General features: G+C 62.4%; 10 protein-coding genes and 1 tRNA gene. 7 read left to right on the forward strand and 4 right to left on the reverse strand.

Annotated features, from left to right (window positions below; all coding sequences use genetic code 11):
* Positions 1–286: 286 nt before the first annotated feature.
* The 3 genes from JAB4_RS27095 (at position 287) to JAB4_RS27105 (ending at position 3613) form a co-directional block, all read left to right on the forward strand.
* On the forward strand, positions 287–556 hold the full coding sequence (locus JAB4_RS27095) for a type B 50S ribosomal protein L31 (RefSeq protein WP_034746247.1): 270 nt from the start codon (positions 287–289) through the stop codon (positions 554–556).
* 152 nt (positions 557–708) lie between these two features.
* Complete coding sequence (locus JAB4_RS27100; protein WP_070224199.1) at positions 709–2433, forward strand: glycosyltransferase; 1725 nt, start codon at positions 709–711, stop codon at positions 2431–2433.
* A gap of 199 nt (positions 2434–2632) precedes the next feature.
* The gene (locus JAB4_RS27105; RefSeq protein WP_070224198.1) at positions 2633–3613 is read left to right on the forward strand and encodes a choice-of-anchor A family protein; all 981 of its coding nucleotides are present in this window, start codon (positions 2633–2635) and stop codon (positions 3611–3613) included.
* Between the two features lie 74 nt (positions 3614–3687).
* Here the strand turns inward: JAB4_RS27105 and JAB4_RS27110 are convergent, their stop codons facing one another.
* Complete coding sequence (locus JAB4_RS27110; protein ID WP_070224197.1) at positions 3688–5367, reverse strand: AMP-binding protein; 1680 nt, start codon at positions 5365–5367, stop codon at positions 3688–3690.
* Positions 5368–5499: 132 nt separating this feature from the next.
* On the opposite strand from JAB4_RS27110, the gene JAB4_RS27115 reads away from it, so the two are divergent.
* Both JAB4_RS27115 and JAB4_RS27120 read left to right on the forward strand, forming a co-directional pair.
* Entirely contained in the window at positions 5500–7863 is a 2364-nt protein-coding gene (locus JAB4_RS27115) for a DNA polymerase II (protein ID WP_070224196.1), read from the forward strand.
* A gap of 263 nt (positions 7864–8126) precedes the next feature.
* A complete protein-coding gene (locus JAB4_RS27120; RefSeq protein WP_070224195.1) occupies positions 8127–9443 on the forward strand; it encodes a hypothetical protein in 1317 nt (438 codons plus the stop codon).
* A gap of 67 nt (positions 9444–9510) precedes the next feature.
* Here the strand turns inward: JAB4_RS27120 and JAB4_RS27125 are convergent, their stop codons facing one another.
* A complete protein-coding gene (locus JAB4_RS27125; RefSeq protein WP_070224194.1) occupies positions 9511–10275 on the reverse strand; it encodes an SDR family oxidoreductase in 765 nt (254 codons plus the stop codon).
* A gap of 174 nt (positions 10276–10449) precedes the next feature.
* Between JAB4_RS27125 and JAB4_RS27130 the strand changes: the two genes are divergently transcribed.
* A tRNA-Leu gene (locus JAB4_RS27130) sits at positions 10450–10536 on the forward strand.
* 160 nt (positions 10537–10696) lie between these two features.
* Here the strand turns inward: JAB4_RS27130 and JAB4_RS27135 are convergent.
* Both JAB4_RS27135 and JAB4_RS27140 read right to left on the reverse strand, forming a co-directional pair.
* Positions 10697–11275, reverse strand: a complete 579-nt coding sequence (locus tag JAB4_RS27135) for an NnrU family protein (RefSeq protein ID WP_070220292.1) — start codon at positions 11273–11275, stop codon at positions 10697–10699.
* A 69-nt stretch (positions 11276–11344) separates the two neighbouring features.
* Entirely contained in the window at positions 11345–11737 is a 393-nt protein-coding gene (locus JAB4_RS27140; protein ID WP_070220294.1) for an Imm10 family immunity protein, read from the reverse strand.
* Positions 11738–11884: 147 nt separating this feature from the next.
* Between JAB4_RS27140 and JAB4_RS27145 the strand changes: the two genes are divergently transcribed.
* Entirely contained in the window at positions 11885–12301 is a 417-nt protein-coding gene (locus JAB4_RS27145) for a GNAT family N-acetyltransferase (protein WP_070220730.1), read from the forward strand.
* Positions 12302–12306 lie beyond the last annotated feature (5 nt).

Raw genomic sequence — 12306 nt, forward strand, 5'->3', positions numbered from 1 at the left:
TAGGTCGGATTAGGCCCGCAGGGCTGTAATCCGACAACATTGTTGGCGAAGACGGTGGTGGTGTCGGATTACGCGCTAGCGCGCTAATCCGACCTACGTTGCGCCCGGCGTAAGCACACGCGATCATGCAAAGCCGCTTTCGGGCGGCTTTTTTATTGCCTGCGCCCCGAAAGCGCTATATAATCGACGGTTGCATTATTTTAAACCTGGCAAGTGATCGGCAATCGGGTCAAGAAGCAGGACGACCGACGAAGTGCTGTTTGGCTACCAAACTAGAGAGAAGACCATGAAAGTCGATACCCATCCAGAATACCGCGAAGTTGTTTTCCACGATCTGTCGTGCGATTTCAAATTCGTTACCCGCTCGACCATCCAAACCCGCGAAAAAATCACCCACGACGGTAAAGAATACCCTCTGGTGAAGATCGAGGTTTCGGCTGAATCGCACCCATTCTTCACGGGCAAGCACAAAATCGTCGATACCGCCGGTCGCGTCGAGAAGTTCCGTCAGAAGTTCGGTTCGGTTGGTTCGAAAACCGCAGTCGCAGCAGGCTGATTTTTGCCGCTTTGCGGCAAAACAGGGCAGCTCCGGCTGCCAGAGAAAAGGCAGCCACGGCTGCCTTTTTTGTCTTTGGCCGCTTTACTTTATACTCGCGCATACCCGACGCCATTCGTCGCGTCTTGCCACTATTCTGATACCGATTATCGATGAAGCCAGTCCGCCTTCCCGCCGCTGCCACACTCGCGCTGCCACGATGGGCCTTGTTTGCGCTCGGCCTGCTGTACATCCTGCCTGGCCTGATCGGCCGCGAACCGTGGAAGAACGATGATGCCGCCAGTTTCGGCATCATGTGGACCATGGCGCATGGCGGCCTGAACGACTGGCTGTGGCCCAACATCGCCGGCCTGTCGCTGCTCGATGAAGGCCCGCTGGCCTTCTGGCTGGGCGCCATCTTCATCAAGCTGTTCAGCTGGATCGACGGCGACGTCTTTGGCGCGCGCATGTCGACCATCGGCATCTTCGTCGTCAGCACCCTGTCCGTCTGGTACACCGCCTTCAACCTGGGCCGGCGCAACGACGCCCAGCCGCTGCGCCTGGCCTTCGGCGGCCAACCCGAGCCGGACGATTTCGGCCGCACCCTGGCCGATGCCGCCGTGCTCATCTACCTGGGCTGCCTGGGCCTGCTGCAGCACAGCCACGACATCACGGCCGAAGCGCTGTACGTGTCCCTGATGGCCTATTTGCTGTACCGCGCCGTGCGCTACGTGGAAGGCCCGTCCGTGCGCAATGCGGCCCTGCTGGGCCTGGCGCTGGGCGGCCTGACCCTCGCGCGCGGCTGGATCACGCCGGCGGCGCTGAGCATCGCCTTGCTGCTGTGCACCGTCTTCCTGCGCCTGCCGCTGCTGCGCAGCGTGCGCCACCTGGCGCTGGCCATCCTGATTGGCATCGCGCTGACCCTGGTCTGGCTGCTGCCGGGCGAACTGCTGCAGCCATACGGCCATTCGCCGCTGCAAGCGTGGATGGAATGGAATTACCGCCAGTTCAGCGCCCCCAGCCTGAAGAGCCTGCAATACTTCTGGCGTGTCGGCATCTGGTTCTTCTGGCCCGCCTGGCCGTTCGCCGCCTGGGCCGTGTATGCCTGGCGCCGCCAGCACCACGTGCTGCACATCGTCGTGCCGCTGACCTTTGTCGCCATGCTGGCCATCCTGGGCCTGTGCCATCCCGATCCCGACCCGAGCCAGCTGCTGCCGCTGCTGCCGCCGCTGGCCGTGATGGCCGCGTTCGGCTTGCTGACCATGAAACGGGGCGCCATCAACGCCATCGACTGGTTCTCCGTGATGGTGCTGACCATCTGCGCCCTCGCGCTGTGGCTGTTCTGGTTCGCCATCCTGACCGGCTGGCCGCCGAAACTGTCGCATAACGCCCTGAAACTCATGCCAGGTTTCAAGCCCGCACTGGACTTGCTGGCCTTCTTCGTCGCCGCCTGCGCCAGCGCGGGCTGGGTGGCGCTGGTGCACTGGCGCATCTCGCGCCAGCCAGCCGTGCTGTGGCGCGCCGTGGTGCTGTCGTCCGGCGGCCTGATCCTGATCTGGGTGCTGATCATGACCCTGTTCCTGCCGCCGCTGAACTACAGCAAGAGCTACGCCAGCGTCGCGCACCAGATTTCCGTCCACCTGCCGCCGGGCACTACTTGCATCAACAGCAATGTCGGCGCCGCCCAGCGCGCCTCGTTCGCCTACTACGGCCACCTGCCGTTTGCCAATGTGGGCCAACAGCATTGCGACGTGTTCTTGTTGCAAGACAGCATTAAAGTTCCGGATAACAAGGAAAAGCTGCCGGAACACCACGGTGCGGACTGGATCAAGCTGTGGGAAGGACGCCGCCCCACGGATGACGTGGAACGCTTCCGCCTGTACCAGCGCGTCAGATAAACAGCAAAAAACCGGGCCAGCCCCGGTTTTTTTATGTCCGCCAGACAATTGCTGACTATAGGAAAAGTGTTGCCTTAAAATATAGTTAATTACCTAAATTGAACTAACATTGTTTTTTATATTATAATAGCCGGCTGCGCGATGGCGGTGTGTTGCTTTCCCGCCCGAATCGTCCCCTAATTTGACTATGAGATTGTCCATGAAATTATTTGCTACCCGTACCTTGCCGCTCATCAGCGCCGCCCTGTTCGCCTTCGCCTTCAGCGCTTCGGCCCAAGCCACCGTGGTCGACCTCGGCGTCGCCAATGGCTATTCGGCCTTTATCTTTGGCAACATCGGCAGCAGCGGCGCCAGCGGTTTTACCAGCGTCGGCGGCAGCATTGCCGCTGGCGGCAATATCTATCTGGACAACTACAATGTCGGCACGAATAAAAAGCCAGGCAGCGCCGTCAATTCGGTCGTTGCTGGCGGCAACCTGAACACGGGCTGGGGCACGCTCAGCGGTTCGGCCGTGTACGGCGTCAGCAACCCCAACGCCACCCTGACGGCGCCACAATGGTTTCCAAAAGACAACATCAGCAAAGGCAATGCCTCCACCCTGGACTTCGCGGGCGCCAAGCAGCAACTGACGACCCTGTCGGGCGACGTGGCCAAGCTGCAATCGAACGGCACCGTGATCTCGCAGTACGGCAACATGACCCTGGTCGGCAATGTCAACGCCGACGTGAATATTTTCAACATCGATGCGTCGAATCTGCATAACCTGACGCTGGACCTGTCCTCGCTGAAAAGTACGGCCAGCATCATCATCAACGGCACGGCCACCGACATCACCATGAGCGGCGGCTTCGACAATTTCGCCAGTTTCGCCAACCGCACGCTGTTCAACTTCGCCAACGCCACCACCACTAACCTGCAGAACGTCGGCATCAACGGCAGCATCCTGGCGCCGCACAGCGCGTTCTCCGGTTCGGGCGACATGAACGGCACCCTGATCGCCAATTCGGTCAGCTCGATCAATCGTGGCCACGTCGCGATGAACGGTTCCGGCTTCAACACGGTCAACGTGTCGGCCGTACCTGAGCCAGGCACCTACGCCATGCTGCTGGCCGGCCTGGGCTTGCTGGCCTTCATGCGCCGCCGCACGCCAGCGCGCGCACCGCAAGCCGCGATGGCCTGAGCTTGACGCCGCATCAATAAAAAACACCGGGCCGCGCGAGCATCCCGGTGTTTTTTTATGGGCGGGCGAAAAACTTATTCCGTGCTCAAGCCCAGATCCGTCGCCACCTGCTTGCGCAATACATATTTCTGGATCTTGCCCGTCACCGTCATGGGGAATTCCTCGACGAAGCGCACATAGCGGGGAATCTTGTAATAGGCGATTTGCCCGTCGCAAAAGGCGCGGATATCCTCGCTGGTGGCCTGCGTGCCCGGGCGCAGGATGATGCAGGCGCACAGTTCTTCACCATACTTGGCGTCCGGCACGCCCACGCATTGCACGTCGAGCACGCTCGGGTGGCGGTACAGGAATTCTTCGACTTCGCGCGGGTAGATGTTTTCGCCGCCGCGTATCACCATGTCCTTCGAACGGCCGACGATGCTGCAAAAGCCGTTTGCGTCGATAACGGCCAGGTCGCCCGTGTGCATCCAGCGCGCCGCGTCAATGGCTTCGCTGGTTTTTTCAGGATCGCCCCAGTAGCCCTGCATCACGGAATAGCCGCGCGTGAGCAATTCGCCCTTTTCGCCGCGCGGCACGATGCGGCCTTCCGCATCGATGATTTTCACTTCCAGGTGCGGGTGAACCCGGCCGATGGACGAGACGCGCATCTCGCGCGGGTCTTCGATCGACGTCTGGAAGCTGACGGGCGACGTTTCCGTCATGCCATACGCAATCGTGATTTCCGCCATGTGCATCAATTCGATAACACGCGTCATGACTTCCATCGGACAAGGCGAACCGGCCATGATGCCGGTGCGCAAATTCGACAGGTCGTATTGCTTGAAATCAGGATGGTCGAGGATGGCGATGAACATGGTCGGCACGCCATGCAAGCCCGTGCAGCGCTCGGCCTGCACCGTTTCCAGCACGGCTTTCGGGTCGAAGCCTTCACCGGGAAACACCATGGCCGCGCCATGCGTGACGCAGGCCAGGTTGCCCAGCACCATGCCGAAGCAGTGGTACAGGGGCACGGGAATGCACAAGCGGTCCTGCTGCGTCAGGCGCATGGCTTCGCCGATGAAGAAACCGTTGTTCAGGATATTGTGGTGCGTCAAGGTGGCGCCCTTCGGCGCGCCCGTGGTGCCGGACGTGAACTGAATGTTGACGGCGTCGTCAAACTGCAAGGTGGCGCTCACTTCTTCCAGGTGCGCCAGGTCGGCGTCGGCAATGCCGTCCATCACCGCGTCGAAATTGTGCATGCCGGGGGTGGCGGCCGCGCCCAGGCGGATGACGTGGCGCAATTGCGGCAAGCGCGGCGACTGCAGGGCGCCGGCGCGCGAACGGGCGATTTCCGGCACCACGTCTTGCACGATGGCCAGGTAATCGCTGGACTTGAAGCTGGGCGACAGGATCAGCGCGCTGCACTGCACCTTGTCGAGCACGTATTCGAGTTCCGAGCGCCGGTAGGCGGGGTTGATGTTGACCATGATCAAGCCGGCTTTCGCCGTGGCAAACTGGGTCAGCACCCATTCGGCGCAATTCTGCGACCAGATGCCGACCCGGTCGCCCGGCTGCAAGCCCAGTTTCAACAGGCCGGCGGCCAGGCGGTGCACGCGCTGCTGGAATTCCAGATACGTCCAGCGCACGTTCTGGTGCGCCACGATCAGGGCGTCGTGCTGGCCGTAGCGGGCGGCGATGCCGTCCAGGTAAGCGCCTATCGTTTCGCCGATCAACGGCGTCTCGTGGGCGCCATGTACATAACTCATTGCTTGCATGCTGTCTCCAGGGTAACGGCGCGACGCGCTCTTCTTATGGTCATCGACTACAAAAATTATAGCCGCAACCGCAACCGCCCTGCACCAGCTTGCTGTAATGTGCAGGCCAGCACACCCGACATTCACGGCACCATGACAGGCAACACGCAGCACCCGCCCGAACAGGGCTTCATCCTGACCCGCCACTGGCGCGACACGCCCGCCGGCACGGAGGTCGATTTCTGGCTGGCAACGGACGCCGGGCCCCGCCACGTGCGCCTGCCCGTGCAGACGGCCGTCGCCTTTATCCCCATGGAGCAGCAGGAGCAAGCGCAACAGCTGCTGCGCGGCGAGCGCCATGCCGAACTGCGGCCCCTGTCGCTGTGCGATTTTCACCACCGTCCCGTGCTGGGCCTGTACTGCAAGCAATACCGGCATTTGCTGAAGCTGGAAAAGCAGTTGCGCGCGCACGGCATCGACGTGTACGAAGCGGACATCCGCCCGCCCGAGCGCTACCTGATGGAGCGTTTCATTACGGCGCCGGTAACGTTCAGCGCGGAAACAGGGCAGGACGTGCAGCTGAAACCGGCGCCCGGCTACCGGCCAAGCTTGAAACTGGCCTCGCTCGATATCGAGACGACGGCCCATGGCGAGCTGTATTCGCTGGCCCTGGAAGGCTGCGGCCAGCGCCAGGTCTACATGCTGGGGCCGCAAAACGGCGGCGATGAGCTACTCGACTTCGACCTCGAATACTGCGACAGCCGCGCACAGATCCTCGAGCGCCTGAACACGTGGATGGAGCGGCACGATCCGGACGCCATCATCGGCTGGAACCTGGTGCAGTTCGACTTGCGCGTGCTGCGCGAACACGCTGAGCGTTATCAAGTGCCCTTGAAACTGGGGCGCGGCGGCGCCGTGATGGAATGGCGCGAGCATGGCGGCAAGCAAGAGCATTACTTTGCCGCCGCCGCAGGACGCCTGATCATCGACGGCATCGAAGCCCTGCGCTCGGCGACGTGGAATTTTTCCTCGTTCAGCCTGGAAAACGTGGCGCAGACCTTGCTGGGTGAAGGCAAATCCATCGACAATCCCTACCAGCGCATGGCCGAGATCGACCGGCGGTTCCGCGAAGACAAGCCCGCGCTGGCCCGCTACAACCTCAAGGATTGCGAGCTGGTCACGCGCATCTTCGCCAAGACCGAGTTGCTGACCTTCCTGCTGGAACGGGCCAGCGTGACGGGCCTGGCGGCCGACCGCAGCGGCGGCTCCGTGGCCGCTTTCGAACATTTGTATTTGCCGCTGATGCACCGGCAGGGTTACGTGGCGCCCAACCTGGGCGATGTCTCCGGCGAAAACAGCCCCGGCGGCTTCGTCATGGATTCCCAGTCGGGCCTGTACGATTCCGTACTGGTGCTCGACTATAAAAGCCTGTACCCGTCCATCATCCGCACTTTCCTGATCGACCCCGTGGGCCTGGTGGTGGGCACCAGCGGCGACGAGGCCGATACCGTGCCCGGCTACCGGGGTGCGCAGTTTTCACGCGTAAAACATTGCCTGCCTGCCATCGTGAAACAGGTGTGGCAAGGGCGCGAGGCGGCCAAGCGCGAGCGCAACGCGCCGCTGTCGCAAGCGTTAAAGATCATCATGAACGCGTTTTATGGCGTGCTGGGCTCGAGCGGCTGCCGCTTTTTCGACCCGCGCCTGGCCTCGTCGATCACCCTGCGCGGCCACGACATCATGCACCGCACGCGCGAGCTGATCACCGAGCAAGGTTATCAGGTGATCTATGGCGACACGGATTCCACGTTTGTGTGGCTCAAAACAGCGCATACGGATGAAGAGGCGGGCAAGATCGGCAGCGCCCTGGTGGCGCACGTGAACGCCTGGTGGGAGCGGCACTTGCGCGAGGAATTCGGCCTCGAAAATGCGCTGGAACTGGAATTCGAGACGCATTACCGGCGCTTCCTGATGCCCACCATCCGCGGCTCGGAAGAAGGCAGCAAGAAGCGCTACGCGGGCCTCGTGGGCAAGCCCGACGGCAGCGAACAGATGGTCTACAAGGGCCTGGAAACGGTGCGCAGCGACTGGACGCCGCTGGCACAGCAATTCCAGCAGGATTTGTACCGCCGCATCTTCCAGCGCGCCGCCTACCAGGACTATGTGCGCGACTACGTGGCGCGCACGGTGCGCGGCGAGTTTGACGCCTTATTGGTCTACCGCAAGAGATTGCGCCGCCCGCTCGACGATTACCAGCGCAACGTGCCGCCCCACGTGCGCGCGGCGCGCACGGCCGACGCCTACAACCTGGCGCAAGGACGGCCATTGCAATACCAGAACGGCGGCTGGATCAGCTATGTCATCACGGTGGCGGGGCCGGAACCGCTGGAAACGCAGCGCTCGCCCATCGACTACCAGCATTACCTGACGCGCCAGCTGCAGCCGGTGGCCGACGCGATACTGCCCTTCCTGGGCGACGATTTTTCGCGCCTCGTGTCGGGGCAGCAGGATTTGTTTTAGATCAATTTTACTGACCTGCGCGGCCAAGCTGAGGTAATATCGGCGCCTGCCGGGCCAGTCCGCGGGCGCTGTGCGCCGGGGCAGCGTAAAATACGCCTTGGCGAAAGAATAAGAGCTGCATGAAGAAGAAGATGCCATTCCAGACGAGAATCATTCGCAAGAAGATTTTCCCCGCTGAAATGGCGCATAATTTCACACTATGTTGAACCAGCGGGCAGCAGCACCAGCCGTCTGCCCTGCTAATTTTTGAATGAATTGACACCATGACCGAGATCACGTCCCTGAGAGACATCCCGCAAAAAAATATCTTCCGCAAGGGCGACACCTTTGTGCTGTTCGGCGAGCTGTTCGGCCGCGGCTATGTGAATGGTTTGCTGGACGAAGCGCGCAAGGCGGGCATGAATATCGTCGGCATGACGGTCGGCCGCCGCGATGAAAACATGGCGCTGCGCCCGCTGAACGCGGAAGAGCTGGCCGAAGCCGAAGCCAACCTGGGCGGCCGCATCATCAATGTGCCGCTGATGGCCGGTTTCGACCTCGACGCGCCCGCCGGCGAACCGACGCCGACGGCCCTGCTGGCCGACATGACCCTGAAAAGCTGGCAAGAAGACAAGCTGGACTGGGCGCAGATCGAACGCTGCCGCGAAGCCGGCATCGCCCGCTTCAGCGCGTCCGTGGCCAAAGCCATGGCCGAGCTGGATAGCCTGATTCCTGACGGCAGCAATGTGTATTTCGCCCACACCATGGCCGGCGGCATTCCAAAGGTCAAGGTCTTCCTGGCGATCGCCAACCGCATCTACAAAGGCCGCGGCGAGCGCTTCATGTCTTCGCGCGCCCTGCTCGACAGCGACCTGGGTAAATTGATCCTGATGAACTTCGACGAAGTCACGGCCAACACCCTGCAGCACCTGATCGACGGCAGCGCCGCCATCCGCGCCCGCATCGAGCAAACGGGCGGCCAGGTGCGCTACAGCGCCTACGGCTACCACGGCACCGAGATCTTGATCGACGGCAAATACCAGTGGCAAACCTACAGCAACTACACGCAAGGCCTGGCCAAGATGCGCCTGGAAAACGTGGCCAAGGCCGCGTGGGAAAAAGGCATCAAGGCGACCGTCTTCAATTGCCCGGAAATCCGCACGAATTCGTCCGACATTTTCGTCGGCGTGGAACTGTCCCTGTTCCCCCTGCTCGACGCGCTGAAAAAAGAAGGCGGCGCAGCCTGGGCCGAAGAGCAATGGAAAATCTGCCAGGGCTTGCTGGAAGACGGCGTGTCGCTGCAAGACTTGCTCGACCGTATCGCCGCCTACAATGGCGACGCCACGAGCGTGCAGTTCCGCAACTTCGCCGCCTGGCCGATGGACAACACGCCTGAGCTGGCCGACGTCATGATCGGTACCTCGGACGACATCACCAAGCTGCACAAGGACCGCAAGGAACTGATCACCGACCACCTGAGCTCGCTGGTGCTGGAAGGCACGGGCCCGCTGATGTTCCACACCATGTCGGAGCCGCCAGCGCCCGTCATCTGGCTCAACCACGACATCATCGCGCGTCAGCTGAACTCGGTTCACAACTGAGCTTGATGTAGCGCACACAACCGACGGCCCGGCTCATCCCCGGGCCGTCGGCGTTTCTGCGCGTGCTTTATGCGCGCACGATGGACACGCCGCCATCGGCCAGCAGCGCCGTGCCGGTGGTGAAGCTCGAGGCATCGGACGCCAGGTACAGCGCCGAGCGGGCGATCTCGTCCGGCGTAGCCAGACGTTTTAACGCATGCAAGCCCGCCACGAAGGCCAGCGCTTCGGGCGTATTCGCCACTGCGCGCCCCATGGGCGTATCGGTGCCGCCCGGCAGCAGGGCATTCACGCGGATACCCGCCGTGCCATACTCGGCCGCCAGGGCCTTGGTCAAGCCGATCACGCCTGCCTTGCTGGCCGCATACGCGGCCATGCCGGACATGCCCAGCGTATGACCGACAAAGGTCGAGGTAAAAATCAGCGAGCCGCCGCCGCGCGCCGCCATGGCGGGCAGCTGATATTTGGCCGCCAGGAAGGCACTGGTGAGATTGGTGTCGACCGCCGCCCGCCAGTCTTCCAGGGCAACTTCCTGCGTGGGCCCCATGGGTCCCAGGGTGCCCGCATTATTGAAGGCGATATCGAGGCCGCCAAAGCGTTGCAGCGCCAGCGCCACGGCCGCTTGCGCGCATGCCGCGTCGGCCACATCGCCGGCACAGGCCACGGCTTGCGCGCCCCCTTCCGCCAGCTGCGCCACCAGCGCATCGAGTTCCTTCCGCCGCCGCGCCACCAGCACCAGCCGCGCCCCCTCGCGCGCGAACAGGCGCGCCGCCGCATGGCCGATGCCCGAGCTGGCGCCCGTGATGATGGCGACCTTATTTTCCAGTTGTAACATTTGCTTCCCCTTCATGTGGTTGAAAGGGAAAAGATAGGCCGGCAAGCCGGGCGCGGCACTCCGCTTCTTGCGCTGGAATCGGCATCGTCACAGATTCTGCAGGCTTGGGCAAAACACACGCCAAGCATAAAACTTGCCAGATTGTGACAAATCAGTGATAATGCGTCTCGCGTTGCCGGGATGGCGGAATAGGTAGACGCACGGGACTCAAAATCCCGCGCTGGAAACAGCGTGCCGGTTCGATTCCGGCTCCCGGCACCACAGAACACTTTAGTTGCACCTGATCAAACCCGCCCATCGACAGATGCTGCGGGTTTTTTTATGGCGTTTATGTAAACGCCCTGGCCGCGCCCGGTTTGTCGCTCAGCTCGTCGCAGGCCACGGCACACGCAAGCCGATCCCCCTCGCTTGCTCGATCCCCTTATCCAAACGGCCGCACGCCAAACAGCACGCCATGCAGCCAGAACGCCAGCAGCAGCCACAGCGCACAGCCCGCGGCTATGGCGATCAGCGTGCCTTGGATGGTGCCGCCCTGGTAGGCGACGCCGGCCGCGCGGTCGCGCTGCACGGCGGAAACCATATCCACCGACGACCAGACGAGGAAGCCGCCGAACAGCAGCACGTCGGCCACGTTGCCGTTGGCCAGCAGATGCGCGACGGCCCAGAGTTGCGTGCCGAGCAGCATGGGGTGGTGCACCAGGGTCTTGATGCGGTTGCGCGGCACATTGGCCGCCGCCAGCAAAATCAGCGAGAACAGCATCAGCAGGCCGCTGGCGTGGCGCAAGCCCATAGGCGGCGTCCACAGCACCTGCGGCTGCTGGCGCGCCAGGGAGTAACCCCAGATGATCAGGCCCAGGCCGGCAAACGCCACGAGCGAGTACAGCCCCTTCCAGCGCTTTTCGCCCAGGCGCGCCAGCTGGGCGCTGCGCCAGCCGTCGGCGACGATGCGTACCGAGTGCAAGCCCAGGAACAGCAGCAAACCGAGTATCAGCACCGTCATCTTATTCTCCCCCAGTCAATGCCCGCTATCGAGCATACGCGACGCCGTGGCTGGCGCCGTCCGCGCAGATCAACGTTCTTCGCGATAGTAGTCGCAGCCCTCGAACGTGGTGCGCAGCGCCTGCTGCAGCTGGGCGTAGCGCTCGGACGTCAAGTTGAAACGCACGTCGATCTGGCCGTCGTCATCCATCTGCATGGCGGCCTCGGCATCCATCTGCACGGACAGGCGGTTCGGATGCAGGATCACGGCGTGCATGTGGCCATACCACGCAAATTCCTGGCCGCCATATTCAATATACGGTTCGTCCATGCCCGTGGCGACGTCCTGCTCGTCGTATTCATCGGCGCGCTGCAGCATCAGGTAGACGGGCTCGCCTTTGCCCGCTGGCGCGGCCAGGGTGGTGATCAGGGCGTCGTCTTCATGGATGACGGACAACTCGGTGGCGGTAAATCCTGCGGACATGGCATGCTTTCAACAAATAAATGAATGACGCCACCATAGCGCAAAAGCGCCGCGCACGACATAGGGCGCGGCGAATAAAGCGTGCCGCCGCCGGCCGCGCTCGCCGCCTATAATGGCCATTCCATCCATATTGCACAGGAGACCGTCTTGACTGCCGCATCGCCCTACACCACCCGCCTGGCCATTCCCTCCATCGCCACCTATCAGCAGCTGCGCGTCGCCGCCGGGCTGAGCGCAAAAACCGCGGAGGCGGCGGCCAAGGGCTTGCCGAATTCCCTGTTTGCCGTGCAAGTGCTGCATGGCGACGAGGTCGTCGGCATGGGCAGGGTCATCGGCGATGGCGGCTGTTTTTACCAGGTCGTCGATATCGCCGTGCTGCCGGCCCACCAGGGCAAGGGCTTGGGCAAGCTGATCATGCGCGAAATCCGCCAGTTCATCGACAGCGACGTGCCGGAAAGCGCGTACGTCAGCCTGATCGCCGATGGCCAGGCGCAAGACCTGTACGCGCAGTTCGGTTTCAAGCATACGGCGCCCGCCTCCGTCGGCATGGCGCTGAAGCGCTAGGCGCC

The sequence above is a fragment of the Janthinobacterium sp. HH102 genome (genome assembly GCF_001758625.2).
Taxonomy (GTDB): Bacteria; Pseudomonadota; Gammaproteobacteria; order Burkholderiales; family Burkholderiaceae_D; genus Janthinobacterium.